20 protein-coding genes are annotated in these 19,049 nt (G+C 31.1%); 7 read left to right on the top strand and 13 right to left on the bottom strand.

All coding sequences use genetic code 11. The features are described from left to right. Nucleotides 1-12: 12 nt before the first annotated feature. Both HYY52_05405 and HYY52_05410 read right to left on the bottom strand, forming a co-directional pair. Nucleotides 13-1,479: a hypothetical protein gene (locus tag HYY52_05405; GenBank protein MBI2996126.1), complete on the bottom strand. Its 1,467-nt coding sequence runs from the start codon at nucleotides 1,477-1,479 to the stop codon at nucleotides 13-15. Nucleotides 1,480-1,492: 13 nt separating this feature from the next. Beyond that, nucleotides 1,493-3,952 (bottom strand): phenylalanine--tRNA ligase subunit beta, encoded by a 2,460-nt coding sequence (locus tag HYY52_05410; GenBank protein ID MBI2996127.1) that lies wholly within the window; start codon nucleotides 3,950-3,952, stop codon nucleotides 1,493-1,495. 491 nt (nucleotides 3,953-4,443) lie between these two features. Between HYY52_05410 and HYY52_05415 the strand changes: the two genes are divergently transcribed. Beyond that, nucleotides 4,444-4,872, top strand: a complete 429-nt coding sequence (locus HYY52_05415; GenBank protein ID MBI2996128.1) for an S-adenosylmethionine decarboxylase — start codon at nucleotides 4,444-4,446, stop codon at nucleotides 4,870-4,872. On the opposite strand, the gene HYY52_05420 is transcribed toward HYY52_05415, so the two are convergent. From HYY52_05420 to HYY52_05435, 4 genes are all read right to left on the bottom strand, one after another. Then, complete coding sequence (locus HYY52_05420; protein MBI2996129.1) at nucleotides 4,873-6,315, bottom strand: lysine--tRNA ligase; 1,443 nt, start codon at nucleotides 6,313-6,315, stop codon at nucleotides 4,873-4,875. It lies immediately after the preceding gene. A 20-nt stretch (nucleotides 6,316-6,335) separates the two neighbouring features. Next, nucleotides 6,336-7,139 (bottom strand): DUF561 domain-containing protein, encoded by an 804-nt coding sequence (locus HYY52_05425; protein ID MBI2996130.1) that lies wholly within the window; start codon nucleotides 7,137-7,139, stop codon nucleotides 6,336-6,338. Between the two features lie 22 nt (nucleotides 7,140-7,161). Then, entirely contained in the window at nucleotides 7,162-7,938 is a 777-nt protein-coding gene (locus tag HYY52_05430) for an SAM-dependent chlorinase/fluorinase (protein ID MBI2996131.1), read from the bottom strand. Nucleotides 7,939-8,025: 87 nt separating this feature from the next. Next, nucleotides 8,026-8,730: a hypothetical protein gene (locus HYY52_05435; GenBank protein ID MBI2996132.1), complete on the bottom strand. Its 705-nt coding sequence runs from the start codon at nucleotides 8,728-8,730 to the stop codon at nucleotides 8,026-8,028. 36 nt (nucleotides 8,731-8,766) lie between these two features. Between HYY52_05435 and queC the strand changes: the two genes are divergently transcribed. Then, a complete protein-coding gene (gene queC / locus HYY52_05440) occupies nucleotides 8,767-9,594 on the top strand; it encodes a 7-cyano-7-deazaguanine synthase QueC (GenBank protein ID MBI2996133.1) in 828 nt (275 codons plus the stop codon). Here the strand turns inward: queC and HYY52_05445 are convergent. Together HYY52_05445 and HYY52_05450 are read right to left on the bottom strand one after the other, a co-directional pair. Further along, nucleotides 9,580-10,800, bottom strand: a complete 1,221-nt coding sequence (locus HYY52_05445; protein MBI2996134.1) for a hypothetical protein — start codon at nucleotides 10,798-10,800, stop codon at nucleotides 9,580-9,582. The genes queC and HYY52_05445 overlap by 15 nt on opposite strands. A gap of 25 nt (nucleotides 10,801-10,825) precedes the next feature. Continuing rightward, the gene (locus HYY52_05450; protein ID MBI2996135.1) at nucleotides 10,826-11,380 is read right to left on the bottom strand and encodes a DNA-3-methyladenine glycosylase; all 555 of its coding nucleotides are present in this window, start codon (nucleotides 11,378-11,380) and stop codon (nucleotides 10,826-10,828) included. Between the two features lie 19 nt (nucleotides 11,381-11,399). Here HYY52_05450 and gatC point away from each other — a divergent pair, with 19 nt between their 5' ends. Further along, nucleotides 11,400-11,684, top strand: coding sequence for an Asp-tRNA(Asn)/Glu-tRNA(Gln) amidotransferase subunit GatC (gene gatC / locus HYY52_05455; GenBank protein ID MBI2996136.1), 285 nt, complete (start codon nucleotides 11,400-11,402; stop codon nucleotides 11,682-11,684). Next, nucleotides 11,685-13,367, top strand: a complete 1,683-nt coding sequence (locus tag HYY52_05460) for a CTP synthase (GenBank protein MBI2996137.1) — start codon at nucleotides 11,685-11,687, stop codon at nucleotides 13,365-13,367. Nucleotides 13,368-13,386: 19 nt separating this feature from the next. On the opposite strand, the gene HYY52_05465 is transcribed toward HYY52_05460, so the two are convergent. Genes HYY52_05465 through hisB form a run of 3 tightly spaced genes read right to left on the bottom strand, consistent with a single transcriptional unit; the run spans nucleotide 13,387 to nucleotide 14,498 of the window. Next, a complete protein-coding gene (locus HYY52_05465) occupies nucleotides 13,387-13,665 on the bottom strand; it encodes a hypothetical protein (protein MBI2996138.1) in 279 nt (92 codons plus the stop codon). Between the two features lie 7 nt (nucleotides 13,666-13,672). Continuing rightward, on the bottom strand, nucleotides 13,673-13,885 hold the full coding sequence (locus tag HYY52_05470; GenBank protein ID MBI2996139.1) for a hypothetical protein: 213 nt from the start codon (nucleotides 13,883-13,885) through the stop codon (nucleotides 13,673-13,675). 7 nt (nucleotides 13,886-13,892) lie between these two features. Beyond that, a complete protein-coding gene (gene hisB, locus HYY52_05475) occupies nucleotides 13,893-14,498 on the bottom strand; it encodes an imidazoleglycerol-phosphate dehydratase HisB (protein MBI2996140.1) in 606 nt (201 codons plus the stop codon). Nucleotides 14,499-14,520: 22 nt separating this feature from the next. Between hisB and HYY52_05480 the strand changes: the two genes are divergently transcribed. Next, on the top strand, nucleotides 14,521-15,618 hold the full coding sequence (locus HYY52_05480; protein ID MBI2996141.1) for an alanine--glyoxylate aminotransferase family protein: 1,098 nt from the start codon (nucleotides 14,521-14,523) through the stop codon (nucleotides 15,616-15,618). On the opposite strand, the gene HYY52_05485 is transcribed toward HYY52_05480, so the two are convergent. Both HYY52_05485 and HYY52_05490 read right to left on the bottom strand, forming a co-directional pair. Further along, the gene (locus HYY52_05485) at nucleotides 15,611-16,510 is read right to left on the bottom strand and encodes an ABC transporter permease (protein MBI2996142.1); all 900 of its coding nucleotides are present in this window, start codon (nucleotides 16,508-16,510) and stop codon (nucleotides 15,611-15,613) included. The two genes, HYY52_05480 and HYY52_05485, sit on opposite strands and share 8 nt — an antisense overlap. Continuing rightward, nucleotides 16,507-17,025 carry an HNH endonuclease gene (locus HYY52_05490; GenBank protein ID MBI2996143.1) on the bottom strand — a complete coding sequence of 173 codons (519 nt, stop codon included), beginning with the start codon at nucleotides 17,023-17,025 and terminating at the stop codon, nucleotides 16,507-16,509. Before HYY52_05490 ends, HYY52_05485 begins: the two co-directional genes overlap by 4 nt. 159 nt (nucleotides 17,026-17,184) lie before the next feature. Here HYY52_05490 and purF point away from each other — a divergent pair, with 159 nt between their 5' ends. Further along, nucleotides 17,185-18,618, top strand: a complete 1,434-nt coding sequence (gene purF, locus HYY52_05495) for an amidophosphoribosyltransferase (protein ID MBI2996144.1) — start codon at nucleotides 17,185-17,187, stop codon at nucleotides 18,616-18,618. Next, on the top strand, nucleotides 18,615-19,037 hold the full coding sequence (locus HYY52_05500) for an S-adenosylmethionine decarboxylase (GenBank protein ID MBI2996145.1): 423 nt from the start codon (nucleotides 18,615-18,617) through the stop codon (nucleotides 19,035-19,037). The genes purF and HYY52_05500 overlap by 4 nt, the downstream gene beginning before the upstream one ends. Nucleotides 19,038-19,049 lie beyond the last annotated feature (12 nt).

Below are 19,049 nucleotides of genomic sequence, written 5' to 3' on the forward strand. Positions count from 1 at the left end.
TAAAACTTAATTTTAATTTTCTTCAATTGAAGATATTGCCCTTAGAATTTGACCTGAATTGTTTTCACCTGTTCCTTTTGTGTTAATAGCTAGTATTTTATCTTTTAATTTTGCTAGTGCTAAGGTACCATTTTCAGATTCTAGCAGGATATGGAACAAAGATCCTTGATTTGTTTTATTTATTTCTTTACTTACTATACGAAATAACTGCGTTATTGATTTATAAGCAGATTCCTGTAAGACTTGTTTTTCTCTCCACTCTTCAGCTAGCAAGTTTCCTTCTTTACTTAATATAAACGAACCAGCAATTTTTAGTTCTTTATTATTTAAAGTTGCTAGTTTTCCTTTTAAAGTATTTATGTCCTCCTGTGAAACTTCTTTTGTTTTCTCTACTAACTCTTTTTTAATTTCTTCTTTTAAGCTTTCAATAAGTTCTTCTTTTATTGTTTTTATGCTTTTGTCGGGGATCTCTTGTGTTAATTTTGCTTTTAATTCTTCTTGTAGTTCTTTTTTTAATTCTTCCCTGATTTCTTCTAGCTTTTCTGTTTCACTAATTTGTCTGAAGCTAGCATCATGAATGTCTTCTCCTTCCACATGAACTTCTATTTGTCTTCTCTTTCTTTCCTGTTCTTTTTGATCATCAAGAATTTTCTTACTCTTATCAAAAGTTAATTTTCTTACAGCATTTAATGAAGAATATTGTTCAAAAATTGCAGCTAGATCCTTTTTTATGTCTGAAGATTGAAATGGAGTAAGTTGTATTGGTTTAGGCTTTTCAAGGGTTTTTTTAACTAGGCTAGTTGTCTCACCATCATCAAAGAATTCTGAAGGTGTTTGAGTTTCTTCCTCTTTGTGTGAAAATAGCTTTCCTGAACTTTCTTCTGGAAGATCTTTTGTAGAAATTTCTATTTCAGGTTCAAACTCAAATGGTTTTATAAGATCTTCATCTAAGGCATCTTTTTTACTGCTATATGATTCCACCTTTTTTACATGTTCTGGTTGTTTTAATAATGGTTTCTGAAAACCAACAAACTTAGGCCTATCTTTACTGTAGCCTTTATCTTTTTTTGTACTTTTACTTTCTTCCTGATAAACAAGTTTAAAACTTAAGATTAATGCCAGTAGTGAGAAAATATTTGAAACAAATAAAGCATGAGTGTTAATTTGGAATTCTCCATCTTTTATTAAAAAAGCATAATCACTTGTTATTCCAAAGCTATTTATTCCCCAAGCAGCAAAGCATATTAGAAAGGTTGTAAAAAAATAAACAGTGGCAAGTGTTATTGCTTGTGTAATGCTAGCTTTAGGGTAAAAAGCTAAAACAGGGATAAAGCTTAATCCTGCTTCACCAATGAGTAATGCTGTTATAGATAGTATCCGTGTAGTAGTAAAGTAGTTAGGAGTAATAGCACAAAGGATTATACCTATAGTTACAATTGGTATAAATATAATTTGTACTGGTTTATTAATCTTATACACAGTGTACTTCCTATTAAACCCTGAATTTACCCCCCAGGCAAGAACTTAAATGATTTTTTATTTTATTTACTTCTTCATCAGCTTGAGAACTAGTTAAGGTTTCTTTTAATTCTTGCATTTTAAGTCTGTAAGTTAAACTCACATTTTCATTGTCAAGCTCATATGTATTAATTAAGTTGGTATCCACAACAAAGCTTGATACTACTTTTTCAATTTCAAATTTTACCTTGCTTGAGTTAATTGATTTTAAAACATCAACTGTTATATCTCTTTCAATCATTGGTTGGGAAGAAATTTTTCTAAATGTTTTTATCTTTTCTAATTCTGTAATAATTGGGTCAAGGAATAATTCAAAAACCATTACTGGTTTAAAAAGTAAAAGTTTATGCTTTTTTATTATTTTGGGGTGTAAGCATCCCATAACACCAATATCTTGATTGTTTAAGATTACCTTTAAGGATAAGTTAGGTTGAAGATAGCCCTCACTTGTAAAATTAAATATGACTTTAGTAGCTACTAAGCAAAACAATCTTTCAAGAATACCTTTCATAGTAAAAAATGCAAGCTCAAGTAAGCTATTACTTTCAGTTTGGTTTTTGTTTGAGAACCAGTTTTCTTCAAATCCTGACATTATACCTGCAATTTTTAATTTTTCAGTAACACCTGTTTCTTTAATACTTGTAGCAGTTTTGTTTAAATAATATATTTTCCCAATCTCAAAAAGCCTTACTGCATAATTTTTATAGCTTTGGTTTAACTTTAATGCTTCTAATAACCCAGGCAAAAGATATTGTCTTAGTACACAATGTTCCTTTGAAAGAGGGTTAACCATGCTTATAGACTTAGAGTTATCAAACGGGAATTCTATATTACTTAAAATTTGTTCTCCAATAAGACTACTTAAATAAGTTTCAGAAAAACCAGCTCCTAAAAAATAGTTCCTAATCTTGTTTATTGAGCTGTGTATTCTACTTGCTGAAATAGATGAAGGTGGAGGAAAAGCAGGTATTTTATCATACCCATAAATCCTTGCAACTTCTTCTACTAAGTCTATAGATCGAGTTACATCATTTACTCTACTTGAAGGCACTACTACTTCTAAGGAATCTTTTCCTTGTTTCTTAGTTTTAAATTCTATTGAATTAAGTATCCTTTCAGTTTCATTTATATCTAGCTCAATGCCAAGAACTCTTTTAATTTCTTTTACTTCTAAGTTAATTTGAGCCTCTTTTTTTAAGGGTTGTCCAGCTATTTGTATCTGCCCAACCTTAGGCACTGTATTATCTTTTCTTGCAAACTCTTCAATCATATTTATGGCGTACAACAAGGCCTTATATGTAAAATTACTGTCCACCCCACGCTCAAATCGTTTTGAAGCTTCTGTAGATAAACCAATAGTTCTTGAGCCTTTTCTAACCTTTATGTGGCTAAATACTGCAGCTTCTAAAACAATATCAGTTGTATTTTCACTTACTTCAGACTCCTTGCCACCCATAATTCCAGCTACAGCAACTGGTTTACTACTATCACTTATTACTAAGATTCCTTTATCTAGCTTTCTATTTTTTCCATCAATTGTAATAATTTCTTCACCTTTTCTAGCAGATCTAGCAGTTAAAACATTGCCATCTAACTTTTTCCTGTCATAAGCGTGGAGAGGTTGCCCAAAAGAAAAATTAATATAATTTGTAATATCTACAATATTATTTACTGGCTTAATCCCACATGATAGTAGTAAGTTTTTTAACCAGTGTGGGCTTTCTGAAATCTCTATATCTTCAATTGTTGCAGCATAAAAAATACAGGTGTCTTTATTGTCCTCAATCTTGCTTTTAATGGTTTGAACTGTTTTATCTTCAAAAGGAGGCTTAATTTTTATTTCTTTAAGTTTTTTACCTGTTAGTGCACTAATTTCCTTGCTAAGTCCATAAACTGAAAGTGCATCTCCCCTGTTTGAACGAGCTGCTACTTCAAGAACTGTATCTTGGCTAAGTGAAAGATAATTAATTACATCAGCACCAACTTTTGTGTTGTCAGAAAGGATTAAAATGCTATTTGGGTCAGTAGTTTCTAAACCTAGTTCACTTGGTGATAAGAGCATTCCATTAGACTCTGCTCCTCTTATATTTGAAGTCTTAATTCCTAATTTAGACCCGTCCTGGCGGTTTATGACCATAGCTCCTGGAAGTGAAACAGGAATTAACTGACCAATTTTTATATTTTTTGCCCCACAAACTATCTGTAGCTGATTTTTTCCATCAGTAGTAACCCTTGCTACTAAAAGTCTGTCAGCATTAGGGTGCTTTTGAACCTCTAGAATCTTGCCAACAACAATTGGACCTTTGAGCTCTGGACCAATTTTGTGAACTTCTTCTACTTCAAAGGAGTGCAAAGTAAGCTTTTTAGCAACTTCTTCAGGGCTAGTTCCGTCTAACGGTACAAAATTCTCAAGCCATTTAATTGATAGTTTCATAAAATCCAAAAAAAAATATCCAAGCAAAATTATGGCACACTTTATCCAAAAAAAAATATCCACCAAGCAACAAATGTTAGAAATAAGCTTAATTTCAAACAATTTCGCCCATTTAGCAATTTCTAGCTTTCAGGTTTTCTTTGTCACAAGAAATATTTTTTTTGCCAAGAAAAGTTTATAAAAAAATGTGAAAGGAGCTTCGTTGCATAAGATAATCTGCTGTTATAATCTAAAGCTTGTTAAAAGATTTTTTGTAGTAGAAAAAATGAAAAAAGGGAATAAATGAAATTAGTGAAATTAGTGAAGAGCCAAAGAAAAAAATTAAAAATAAAAAAAAATGAAAGGAGGAAATTAAGATAGTTACTAGCACCTAAACGGTGACTGCCCAATTCCGGCCAAACAAAAAAAATTTTGGAAATTAAACTGGGCAAATAATCAAGATTCGAAAATCGAAAATCGAAATTAAGTAAAAAGGCTGGAGGAAGAAAGGAATGTTTGGACCACATTTATTGTTAGAAGCATATGGATCACCAAGAGAGAAATTAATAGACGTTGGAAAAATTAGTGGATTACTTGATATATTACCTGAAAAGTTAGAAATGACAAAAATAATGCCACCTTATGTATTTAAGTATGATGGTGGAAACATAAAAGAAGACTGGGGTATTAGCGGAGTAGTATTAATTGCAGAGTCACATATTGCTTTACATACTTTTCCAGAAAAGGAGTTTTTTACCTTAGATATTTTTTCGTGTAAGGATTTTGATGTTAGATTTGCTGTTGATTTTGTTTTAGACACACTTGAACCAGTTCATTTTGACGAAACAGTTTTAACTAGAGGAAGAGAATTCCCAAGATCTATTGGACGTGCAGCAAAGATCGTTCACGGGGAAAGAAGACGCATTGCTAGCGTAAAATAATCAAGCTAGTGGCTTCATTGTTGGAAAAGCTATTACATCTCGAATACTAGCTGAGTTAGTAAGTAACATAACTAATCTGTCTACGCCAATCCCCAGTCCTCCTGTTGGTGGTAAGCCATATTCAAGTGCAGTAATAAAGTCTATGTCTAATGGATGAGCTTCGTGATTACCTGCTAGTTTTCTCTTTGCTTGTTCTTCTAATCTTTTTCTCTGATCAAGTGGGTCAGTTAATTCTGAAAAACTATTTGCAATTTCCCAACCATTTATATAAAGTTCAAACCTTTCAACCATGCCTTCTATAGAACGATGTTTTTTTGCAAGAGGTGAAACCATAAGTGGATAATCTTTTACAAAGATGGGCTCAATTAATTTTGATTCTACATTTTCATCAAATACTTCAATAATTTTTTCACCCGGAGAATTTGATAAGTCTAATTTTGCATGTTCTTTTATAAGATCAAGCATTGAAACTCTTTTCCATGGCTTTTTAAAATCAATTGTTTTACCTTGGAACTCTATTTGTAACTTACCTAATGTTTTTAAACAAATAGTCTCAATTAAATCTTCTGTTAAATCCATCATGTTATTGTAATCAGTATAGGCCTCGTATAATTCAAGTGAAGTAAACTCAGGATTATGTTTTGTAGATATTCCTTCATTTCTAAAAACTCGTCCAAGTTCATATACTTTTTCAAGTCCACCTACAACAAGTCTTTTTAAATGAAGTTCAGTTGCAATTCGTAAATAAAGATCCAGATCTAAAGCATTATGATGTGTAACAAAAGGCCTGGCTTCTGCACCACCTGCTTCTGTTTGTAAAACTGGTGTTTCAATTTCAATGTATCCTTTTAAATCTAAGTAATTTCTAATCTCTGAAATTATTTTTGCTCTTTTTTTTAAAGTTTCTTTTGGTACTGGATTTACAATTAAATCTAAGTATCTTTGTCTATATCTTGTTTCAATGTCATGAATTCCTAAGTGCCTTTTTTTTCCTTCTATAATTTCAGGAAGCGGTAACAAAGATTTACAAAGAAGTGTAAGTTCACTAACTTTAACAGATAACTCTCCACGTGGTGTTCTAAATATATTGCCACTTGCACCAATAAAATCTCCTTTATCTAAGAGTGGCAATAATTCAGTAATTCTCTTGTCTAACTTTTCTTTTTCAAGGTACAGTTGAATCTTTCCAGAATCATCATATAAATCAATAAACATCCAGTCATTTCTTTCATTATGAATCCTTCCACATACAATAACTCTGTCATTAGTTTCTTGACCATAAGTCAGATCTTTATATTTTATTTGAAGGTCAGATGCCTTGTGGGTTCTTTTAAATTTATAAGGATAAGGATTAATCCCTAGACTTTTTATTCTTTCTAATTTTTCAAGACGCTGGTTTCTAATCCTCGGAGATATTTCTTGAGTAGATTCTGCTTGTGTCATTTAAATATTATAAAGGTAAACTAAATTCTTATGGGTGTCATTTTTAAAGTTGTAGCATAACTGGATAGAACACATTCCATTATTTCTTTTACTTTTTCAGTCATTTCTATCTGACTTACAATTGAATTAATATAATTTCCAACTCCAATACCACTTGCTCCACAAGATAAAGCAAGAGGGACTGTTGTTAAAGTAATCCCGCTTGCACAAATAATGTTTACATTTGGCAAAGCTTTTCTAAGCTCAATTGTGTTTGCTAATGTGGAAGCAGCTTTTAAAACATCATTATAAGTTTGTTCCTTACTATCAGAAACAGGTGTAAGAAATGCAAAGCCTTCGGTTTGTAATATGTCGACACCAAGATCCAACAATTTTTTAGCTAGTTTAATTTGATTTTTAATTTCAAGTGTTGCAGGAATAGTGCAACACAGTAGAGGCGCATAGCTATGCGTCTCTACTGTAATTGATTTCTTTATAAATTTTACAATCTCAAGAATTTCAGATGGGGTAAACATTTTACCTTCTTTATAAAAGCTTTCATAATTACCAATTTCTAAAACATCAGCACCAAGGTATTGAGCTCCAATTAGCTTTAGAGGATCCACACTTGAAACAAAAAGTGGAAGCTGAACAGAAGCCCGGATTGCTTTTATAATTTCAGGAGCATCACAAATATCAAGTGCAGTTGCTTCTCCAAGTTCAGCTGCAATTGCTATGTTCAATGTTTTTTGCTTGTCGTAGTTTCTAATTCCAGAAATAATTTTTACTAGCTTCTTACTCTTTAATGCATTTAATATTTTTTCTTTGTTTGAAATATTTAACATATTTTTTAACCTTTCTGTAACTTTACAAAAACCTAACTTCTACTTTATCACCAATCTTTGCACCAATTTGTTTTGCAATATTACCTTTATTTACAAATAACTCAATATAACCACTGCTTCCTTTAACTGCAAAAAACTTATTAGGCTCACATTCAGAAAAGCTAGAAACTAACCCTTTAAAATCAATGTTTTTAATTTTTCCTTGGATCTTAGGTGGAATTATTGAATCAGGAATATTTGTAATAATATTTCCAAACCGATCTATGTATTTTACAGTACCAGTACAACCTTTTTCAGTTCTTAAAAAACTGTTTGATGGTAGTTTAATTAAACCTTCTTTTGTAAGTGGTGTTCCAAAATCACCTGGAGAAACTCCTTTTGCTAAGTAAGCAGCAACTGGAGAAAAAATATCTCTAGCATGAAAAGTTTGACTAATAACTGACAGCCAATATTTACTTTCAGTAAGTTCTGTTATAGTTTTAATTTCTTCTTTTTCAAGAACACTTGTAAATATTCCATTGTCAGGTCCTATAAAAAAATAATTTCTACTTTCAATAAGCAAGGGCTTACGTAAACTTCCAACCCCAGGATCAACAACACAAACATGAATTGAACCACCTGGAAAATAAGAATATGAACTTTCAATGACCCAACTTGCTTGTAATATATCTTGAGGAGAAATATTGTGAGTAATATCTACAATACGTACGTATGGATAAATAGCATGAATTACACCTTTCATTACACCACTATATGGATCTACATCTCCAAAATCAGTTGTTAAAGTAATTATTTGCATTTTAAAACAATTGTCAATCGTCAATCGTTAATTGTCAATTAAGATATAGATTTTATTTAATAATTGTTTCCTTAAGAGGCTACATTGCTATTCAAGAAGAGTTAAATCTTGGTCTGAATCAAGTAATATTTCAAGTTCTTGACCTCGTGCAATCATAACTTCTTGTCCATGTTTTTTTAAGCCATATGCTAGTCCTGTTATTCCACCAATAACAGCTGTTGAAGTTACACTCCATCCACCACTAAAAATTGCAGTAGTTGCTGCTACTCCAACAGCTGTAGTTCTTACTGCCTTCCTTCCTGGAATAAAAGTTAATGTTGCTCCTCTTAAAACTCCAATTCCAACCCCTTTTGCTAAACCATTACCTTCACCTTTAAGCTTGTGATTTTTATTTGTATATTTTCTATCAGCAGCAAATCTTGCACCACTTAAAGGAAGGTACTTTCCCGAAGGTAAAACAATTTTATCTAATGAAACCTCAATAGTTCCTTGCATACTTGCTTTACCTGCATGCATAATATCTTCAACATAACCAATTACAATACTTCCAACAGGAATTAAATCAATATCGTTCACATTAAAGTCAGTTAAAACTGTTGCATTAAATTCATCACCTGCTTGATTCTTTAATGAATCAAGATCGTTATTTACAAATACTTTTAATTTAGTGTTTCTAGGTAAGATATCATTTACACTAGCCATGCCTTTTAAAATAGTATTGGACTTTGAGGGCAATGAAATATTTACTGATATTAAGAGGGCTGATAAAAATATTAAAATAGCTTTATTCATGGACTTCTTAGTCTTTCTTAAGTGCTGTTTTAAGGTATGATTTATTATTTGTTATTTACATACCCTAAAACTAATTCTTCTAACAAGATTTGGAACAAGATGGTCTCAAAAAATTCTTTTAAAAAAATTGTTGTCTTGCTTTCAGGTGGGCTTGACTCTTCTACCTTAGCTTATCTTGCAAGCTATAAAAAGAAGCCTTGCTTAAATATTAGGATTTACACATTAACTTTTAATTATGGACAAAGGCATAAGAGAGAGCTTAAGAGTGCATATAAAATAGCTAAAAGAATTCAAGCAGTTCAACATAAAGTAATTAAGTTTGATTTAACTAGTTGGGGTGGTTCTTCTTTAACAGATATTAAAACTAAAGTACCTCAAAATAGAAACCTTTTTAAGAGAAATAAAAAATCATTGTTGACAAACAAATCAATTCCAAATACTTATGTACCTGCAAGAAATACTATCTTTCTTTCGTTTGCCTTGGCATATGCTGAAGCATTAAGTGCAGATGAAATCTACATAGGGGTAAACTCAGTTGATTATTCAGGCTATGTAGACTGTCGTCGTAAGTTTATAGATAAGTTTAGAGAATTAGCAAAGGTTGCAACTGTTAGTGGAGTTCAAGGTAAGTCAGTTAATATTAAGACACCATTAATAAAAATGACTAAGTCGGAGATTATAAAACTTGGTGAAAAGCTTGGCGTTGACTGGTCTTTAACCTGGAGCTGTTACTTAGGAGGTAAGTTGGCCTGTGGATTATGTGATAGCTGCCAATTACGTTTAAAAGGTTTTGCTGAGGCTGGTATAAAGGACCCCTTGAAGTATAAACACTTACCTGACTTTTACAAATCAGGTAATTGGTAATGTAAATGTAAAAGCGCTGCCTTTGTTTACTACACTTTCAGCTTTTATGCTTCCATTTAATATAGAAAGAATTTCTTTACAGATTGCAAGGCCTAAACCTGAACCAGAAATATTTTGAATTTTTGGATCACTTGCACGATAAAATCTGTCAAATATTTTATTTATTTCTTCTTTTTGAATTCCAATGCCTTCATCAGTTACAGAAATTTCTAAGTTTTGTTTTTCTGGTGGAAAGATTAAAGAAACTTTTACTTTTCCACCATCTGGAGAGTATTTAATTGCATTAGAAATTAAATTATCAAGCACTACTCTTACTAATTTTGTGTCTGTCTTTAGAATAAGGCAATTGCTAGAAATATGATAAGTGATTTCATGTTTTTTATTTAAGTTGCTAAATTCTTTTACAGAAGTTTTAATTAGTTCACCTATGTCAGTTGGCTCAAGACTTACTGACCATCCTTCATAATCAGATTTATTAATTTGTAAAAAATCAGTTATTAAAGATGATAACCGGTTTGCAGCTTGTGAAATTTGTTCAATTATTTCTTTAGTTGTAATTTGAGAAGGATTTTTAGTTAAAAGCATTTTACTGTAACCAAGAATGCTTAAAAGAGGAGTTCTAAATTCATGACTTATGTTGTTAATTAAATTTGTTCTACGATGATCTTGTTCTCTAAGGTTTATACTTTGGCTTTGAAGTCTTTTAAGTTCTTCAAGTGCTTTTTCATAATTTTTATTTTTTATAATTGATTGTTCAAGAAGATTTTTTAGTTCTATTAAAAATAATATTTCATTCTTACTTAATTTTTTAGTTTTTTCAGTAAAAGTTAAAATTAAAAAGTTTTTTGCTGTAGTATTTATTTTAAGTTCAAGACCAAGAAGGGAATTTATTTTATACCTAATTAAATATTTGTCAGAAATATTAGTATATTCCCAGACATCCGATTGATTAATTTTTCTAAGGGACTCTTCAGGTAAATAAGGCATTCTTAGTTTAAGCATTGAAATATCATTGCTAGTAAAACATTCAAATAAAACAGACATTTCATTTGTATCAAGAACTTCTTCCCAAATTTGAACCCTACTAGTATTAAATATTTTCTGAATAATTTTAAAAGTCTCTATGCATAAAGTTTCAACATCCTGTGCTTTGTTAATCACCTCCAGAAAATTAATATATGTTTTTTCAAAATTACTTATTTCCACAGTTTATATTTTATATTTTACATGGTTACTTCTTTGAAACCGATAGATTATCTTTTATGTACCAACGCCATGGCAGGTGTGCTGCTTCTCTTATGCCTATTCTTTTTGCCTGAACAATTGAAAAATTTTTATAATAAGGATTGTTTACAACAATTAAAGGGCTATCTTCATTACAACAATTTATATTGTTATGAGCTTTTGTAATTTTAAGATGTTCACAAAGTTTGCCAGGACCACTTGCTATACGAACATCATCATGATTTGGAATTTCAAGTGCTCTAATTAATACAGCACCTGGTATTCCTTTTTTCTCAGTAACAAAATTTAAACAATGATACATACCATAAATAAAATAAACATAACTATAACCTCCATGACTAAACATCACTTCATTTCTTGGAGTCTTTCCACGAGCTGCATGACATGCAGGATCATCTTTTGTATAAGCTTCAACTTCAACAATTATTCCTAATCTTTCTTTTTTATTTTTTCCTCTTAAGACAATTGTTTTCCCTAATAACTCAGGTGCTACAGTTAACGTAGGTCTTTCAAAAAATGAGCATTTTAAAAGTTTAAGCATTTGATACAATATTATAGTAATGATTACTAAAGAACAAGTTGAACATGTAGCTAAACTAGCAAGATTAAGTTTAACTAAAGAAGAAAAAGAATTGTACACAAAACAACTTTCTAAAATTCTTGATTATATAGATCAGTTAAATACAGTTAACACTAAAGATATTGAACCTATGACTCAACCAATACCAACAGTTAATGTTATGAGAGAAGATATTATTAAAAAACAATTTGAAAGAGAGGAAATCTTAAAAAACGCACCACATGAAGAGTATGGGTTCTTTAGAGTACCAAAGATAGGAGAATGAATGACTAAGTACATATTTGTAACGGGCGGAGTAGTGAGTTCCCTCGGAAAAGGCATATTAGCTGCATCACTTGGTTGTCTCTTAAGAGCAAGAAAATTTTCAGTTACAATTCAAAAATTAGATCCTTATTTAAATGTTGATCCAGGTACAATGTCACCTTACCAACATGGAGAAGTTTTTGTCACTGAAGATGGTGCTGAAACAGATTTAGATCTTGGGCATTATGAAAGATTTATTGATACTGACTTAAGTCAAATAAATAATGTTACTGCAGGAAGCATTTATCAGTCTGTAATAAACCGTGAGCGAACAGGTGATTATCTAGGTGGAACTGTTCAAATGGTTCCACATGTCTCTAATGAAATTAAAGAAAGAATTAGAAGAGCTGCAACAACCAGTGGCGCAGAAATTGTTATTGTAGAAGTTGGTGGGACAGTTGGGGATATTGAAGGTTTAATTTTTTTAGAAGCAATTAGACAATTTAGAAATGATGTTGGAAGAGAAAATGTTGCTTATGTTCATGCAACATTACTACCCAATTTAAAAGCAACTAGTGAAATTAAAACAAAACCAACTCAACATGGTGTTGAAATTTTAAGAGGAAAAGGTGTTCAACCAGACATTTTAGTTTGTAGGACTGAAAAAACAATTCCAAAAGCTATTAAAGAAAAGTTATCACTTTACACAGATGTTCCAATTGAATCTGTAATTGAGTGCAAGGATCAAAAATCAATATACGAGGTTCCTCTTGCTCTTGAAAAAGAAGGCTTAGCTGAAAGAATCCTAGATAAACTTTGCCTTGTAAGTAGTCCTCCTGATTTAAACAGCTGGCAAGAACTTGTAAATAAGCTTAAAAAGCCAGAAGGAGTTAATGGGAAAAAATTAATTAAAATTGCAATTGTTGGAAAATATGTAAGATTATCAGATTCATATATTAGTGTTGTAGAAGCTATTAATCATGCTAGTGCACATGTAGGTATAGAAACTGAAATAAGATGGGTTTTGTCAGATGATTTGGATAACACTACAGATCTAAAAGATTTGTTTAGTGATATTGAAGGAGTTATTGTGCCAGGAGGATTTGGAGACAGAGGTATTGAAGGAAAAATAAATGCAATTAAATATGCAAGAGAAAATAAATTACCTTATTTAGGACTTTGTTTAGGAATGCAATGTGCTGTAATCGAGTTTGCAAGAAATGTATGTGGTTTAACAGGAGCAAATAGCACTGAGTTTGCACCAGATACTTTACATCCAGTAATAGATTTAATGCCTGATCAAGAAAGTATAACTCAAAAAGGTGGAACAATGAGGCTAGGAAAGTATCCTTGCGTTTTATTACCAGGTTCAAAATCTAAAACTGTATACAGTGAGGATAATGAAATAATTTATGAAAGGCACAGACACAGGTACGAACTAAATAATTTTTATCGTGAAAGGCTTAATTTAGGAGGAATGACATTTGCAGGTATTTCTCCTGACAATACTTTAGTTGAACTAATCGAATTAAAAAACCACCCATGGTTTGTAGGTAGTCAATTTCATCCAGAGTTTAAATCTCGTCCTGAAAAACCACATCCATTATTCTTAGGATTTATAAAAACAATTTTAGGATTGCCACTGGAAAAAGCAGTCAGCAATCAGCAATCAGCAATTAGCTCTCAGCAGTCAGCTAAGAGCTGAGGATTGTTTTGAGATAATCTTATTCTCTTAATAGATTTTCTATTGTCAGTGCTATTGCTTGAAACTTACTTACATATCTTGAAAGCCCATCACTTATTGTTTCTTTATCTTCTTCAGATGGATCAATATTTTTAAGTTTTATTTCATATAGTTCAAGCAAGTGTCTGTCAGTATCTAGTTCAACCTGATATCGATACAATACCATCAAAATTTCTTTGCTAATGTTTTGATTTTTAACTTCATTTTCAAGTAAATTCCAGAGGTAATTCCAACCTGCTTTTGCACGTTCTAATCTCACTTTTAAATCATTCAAACTTTTTAATCACTTCTCGAAGTTGTTTTCTTATACCACGTAACTCACTAATATGTTTTTCCGATTCTTCAATAAATTGTTTTTCTTTATCAGTTAAAGAATCTTTATTCTTGTCATCAACAAGAAACTTTATTATTATAAGCTTCTCAATTTTATTTAATTGAGAAGCTTCTTGAATTAGACGGTTTAGTTTATCTTGGTTCATATGAAAATTATATAATCCCTTTTGTAGATCTTGATCCTTTAATTCTTAAATCAATTTGTTTTGCCTGGTCAAATGCAATTGCAAAAGCCTTAAAGGCTGCTTCAATAATGTGATGTGAATTAGCTCCAGCAATTTGTCTAAGGTGCAGTGTAAATGGTGCATTAAATGCTAATGCTTTCCAAAACTCAAGATTTAATTCAAGTTCAAAATCATTTATTTTTTCTTTATTAAACTTTAAATCATAATAAATAAACGGTCTTGTACAAAGATCTAAAACACATTCAATACATGCTTCATCTAAAGGCACTTTAGTATTTGCATAACGAACTATTCCTTGTCTATCATCTAATGCTTCTTTTATAGCCATTCCTAAAACAATACCTACATCTTCTACCGTATGATGTGCATCTATTTCTAAATCTCCACTTGCACTTAAGTCAAGATCAATAAAGCTATGTTTTTTAAACTGATTTAACATATGATCAAAGAAAGGTATTCCTGTAGCAATTACACCGCTACCATTACCATCAATGTTTAATTTACAACTTATACTTGTTTCATTTGTTTTGCGTTCTATTTTTGATGTTCTTTTGTTTGTAATTTTTTCTTGCATATGATAAATTATACCCTAGCTCATGCAAGATAAATCCTTTTTAATGATCCCTGGCCCTACACCTGTTCCTGAAACAGTACTTGTAGAACTTGCAAAACATCCAATAGGACACAGATCAAAAGAGTTTTCTGATATTTTTATATCTTGTGTCAATGATTTAAAGTGGCTTGGAAAAACAAAAGACTCAGATGCATTTATTTACACTGCAAGTGGTACTGGTGCAATGGAAGCAGCAATTGCAAATGTAATTTCACCAGGCACTAAAGTTTTATCTTTAGTAATTGGGATTTTTGGAAAAAGATTTAGTCAAATAGCACAAGCTTTTGGGGCAAGCGTTGAAATGATGACAGTAGAACCAGGTAAAGTTATTAATTCAAAACTTTTAGAAGAAAAATTAATTCAAGATAAAAATAAAGAAATTAAAGTTATAACAGTTACACATAGTGAAACATCTACAGGTGCAGCTAATGATTTAGAAACAATTTCAAAAATTGTAAAAAATCATGGTGCCTTGTTAATTGTTGATGCAGTAACAAGTCTTGGTTGCATGAATGTAGAAATTGATAATTGGGGCTTGGACATTGTAATTTCTGGATCACAAAAAGGCTTTATGATTCCACCAGGGCTAAGTTTTATTTATGTAAGTCCAAAAGCTTGGGAATATTACAAAAATTCCAAGAGCCCAAAATTTTATTTTGATTTTGGAAAACATAAAAAATCTTTAGATGAACAAACAACACCATTTACTCCAAATGTTTCATTTGTTTGTGCATTAAAAAAATCATTTGAAATAATGAAAAAAGAAGGTTTAGAAAATATTATTAAAAGACATGATGGGTTAAAAACTAGACTAAGAGCTGGACTTAAAGAACTTAATTTAAAACTTCTTACTGAAGATAAAGATTCTAGTGCAGCAATTACAGCAATTTATCCACCAAATAGAGTTTTAGTCCCAGACATAAGAGCTGCCTACAAAAAAGATTGGGATATTACTGTTGCAAATGGGCAGGACACTCTTAAAGATAAAATCTTTCGTATTGGACATTTAGGGTTTATTAGTGACAGGGATATTGAGATGACATTGGCTGTGACAGAAAAAGTGTTTAAGAAACTTATGTAATCCTCGGGTCAATTTTCTTATACAAAAAATCAATTACTACATTTAACGTAGTTAAAATAAATGAAAAAACAATTGCAGTTCCTGTAATTAAAAAATAATCCCTGTTAGTAAATGCAGTAACAAAATATCTTCCTATGCCAGGAATTGCAAAAAGATACTCAACTACAAATGAGCCTGTAATTAAAATTGCAATTATTGGACCTAAAATTGTGATTAAAGAAATTAAACAATTTTTAAATGCATGCTTAAAAATAATCTTATGTATTGGAAGTCCTTTTGCTAATGCTGTTTTTATGTATTCTTCTCCAAATTGTTCAAGCATTTGAGATCTAACTATTCTTGCAATGTAAGCCATTGGCAAAAAAGAAAGTGTGATAACAGGCAAAATCATATGTAGTGGGCTTTCCCATAAAGCAACAGGTAAAACTTTTAGCTTTAATCCAAATATGTTTATTAAAATTGCTCCTATTAAAAAATTAGGTAAAGAGATTCCAAGAAGAACTAGAAGTAGCAAGATCACATTGTTCTTGAAATATGCAGACATAACCCCAATAATTATTCCAAGTGGTATTGAAATTACTAGTGCAAGAAAACCTAAAGTAAAAGATACAGGCATTGCTGAAAATAAAATCTCACTTACAGATCTGTTTACATATTTTAATGATGGTCCAAGATCACCTTTAAATAAAGAAGAAATATACATAAGGTATTGGATATAAACAGGTTTATTTAAATTATATTTTGCTTCTAAGTTTGCAATTGTTTCTGGTGGCAAACTTTTATTTCCAACAAATGGACTTCCTGGTACAAGATAAAGTAATAAAAATGTAATTGATGCAACTAAAAAAGTTGTTAAAAAGATTTTTGCTATACCAAAGAATAAAGTTCTCACGCAGTCATCCCAATTATATATTTTTGCCAATTTGGAAAAACAGATACTGCAAGTCTTTTTGCTTCAAAATACAAATGGCCATATGGAGTTCTTGGATGTTTTAAAAGATGCATACCAACTTCTTTTGGCGTGCGATCTCCTTTTTTTACATTACACTTTTGACAAGAAGCCACAACATTTTCCCAAGAATCATTGCCACCTCGGCTTCTAGGAATTACATGATCTATTGTTAAGTCACTTGTTTTGGCTCCACAGTATTGACAAGAGAATTGATCTCTGTACATTAAATTTTTTCGTGTTAACGGGATTTCTTTATGTGGCACACTTATGTACTTTCTTAGCCTTATTACACTAGGAATGTGAAAGTTAGGATATATTACTTTCCCATTATGTTCTATTTGTTCAGCTTTCCCTTTGAAAATTAAAATTACTGCTCTTTTCCAATTACAAATATTCAATGGTTCGTATGATGCATTTAAAACTAAAACTCTACTTTTAGAATTAGAATCACTCATGGTTAGTATTTTATTTTATACTTAATATTCCCTTTTTATACATAGCACAAAACAAAGTAAGGTTAAAAACCTTGTTTTTTTACTGTTTTCAATGTATTTTTTAGTTTTTCTATCTTCTAACAAGATATAATTTTATAGGTAAACGAAAAAAAATTAAACATGAGTATTAAAGAAGCATGTGGGGTTTTTGGTATAGTTGCTCCTGGTGAAGAAGTTGCCAGGCTTACATTTTTTAGTCTTTATGCTCTACAACACAGAGGACAAGAGAGTTGTGGGATAGCAACTTTTGATAACAAAGATGTTTACCTTCATAAAAATATTGGAGTAGTTAGTCAGGTATTTGATGAAAATGTTTTAGCAAAGTTAAAAGGAGATATAGCTATTGGGCATACAAGATACTCAACAACTGGATCAAACAATATTTATAATGCCCAGCCAATTCTAGTAAGCTACCAAAACACAAAAATTGTTCTTGCACATAATGGTAATTTAGTAAATGCAACACATTTAAGAAATTTTTTACTCAATGAAGGTTACACATTTGAATCTACAACTGATAGTGAGGTAATGGTAAAACTAATTCTTTATGAACTTAAGAATGAAAACAATTTAAAAATAGCAATAAGTAAGATCTTTCAAAATTGTAAAGGTGCATTTTCAGTTGTTATTGGTACAAATGATTATTTAATTGGTGTTAGAGATCCTGATGGTATTAGGCCCTTATGTCTTGGAATTACAAGTAATGGGCATCATGTCATTGCATCAGAAAGCTGTGCCTTAGACATTTTAGGTGCAACATTTATTAGAGATATAGCTCCTGGTGAGATTGTGTATATTAGTAAAAATCAAAATATTGAATCAAGCTTGCTTGTACAAGAAATTAAACCTCATCATTGTATATTTGAGCTAATTTATTTTTCAAGACCAGATAGTATTTTTAAAGGTTTAAGTATTTATCATTTCAGGACTGAATTAGGAAGACAACTTGCCAAGGAAGCACCTGTAGATGCTGACTATGTGATTTCTGTGCCTGATTCAGGTACTCCTGCTGCAATTGGGTTTGCAGAAGAATCAAAGTTACCATTTACAGAAGCATTAATAAAAAACAGATACATTGGGAGAACATTTATTCAACCATCACAAATGTTAAGAGAGCTTGGCATAAGATTAAAGCTAAATCCACTAAGGGACATAATTGCAGGCAAAAAAATTGTAGTAGTAGATGATTCAATTGTTAGAGGAAATACTTCAAGAAAAATTGTTGCTTTACTAAGAGATTCAGGTGCTAAAAAAGTTCATATGAGAATAAGCTCTCCTCCAGTACAATGGCCTTGTTTTTATGGAATTGATATAGATTCACGCGATCAATTAATTGCAGCTAAAAGCAAGTCTTTAACTGATGTAACAAAATTCATTGGAGCAGACAGTTTAGAATATATAAGTCATAAAGGAATGATAAAAGCAACTGGATTGCAAAGAGAAGTATTTTGTACTGCTTGTTTTAGTGGTGAGTATCCTATAGAAATCCCACAAGAATTAGAAGGTGCAAAGTTTAGATATGAAAATTACGAAAAGCAACAATTAACTAAATGAACGAGCAAAATAAAAACATAAAGTCATTAAGGTCTTATCGTACAATAAGATCAATTCAAAGTTTAAAGTTAAAAAAAGACACAAAGATAAATCGTGTTCATGTGCTTTTAGATCTTTATCAGTGTGATGATAAAGCACTTGCAAAAGCAAGTTTATTAGAGCAAAAAGTAAAAAAAATTCTTGAAGAATTTAAATTAGAACCTAAAATCCAAACCTTTTATCAATTTCAACCGTTTGGTGTTACTGCTATTGTTTGTGCTGATGGTATACAATTTACAGTTCATACATGGCCTGAATACAGATCTGCTGCTATTGATTTGTATTCTTTTGAACTAAGAAGAACTGCTACTCAAATTTGCAATGAACTAAAGTCTATGTTTAAATCTGGTGAATATGAGATGAAGGTAAGAAGAAGGTAAAGCAAAAACCTT

The organism is Candidatus Melainabacteria bacterium, from assembly GCA_016193285.1.
Taxonomy (GTDB): domain Bacteria; phylum Cyanobacteriota; class Vampirovibrionia; order 2-02-FULL-35-15; family 2-02-FULL-35-15; genus JACPSL01.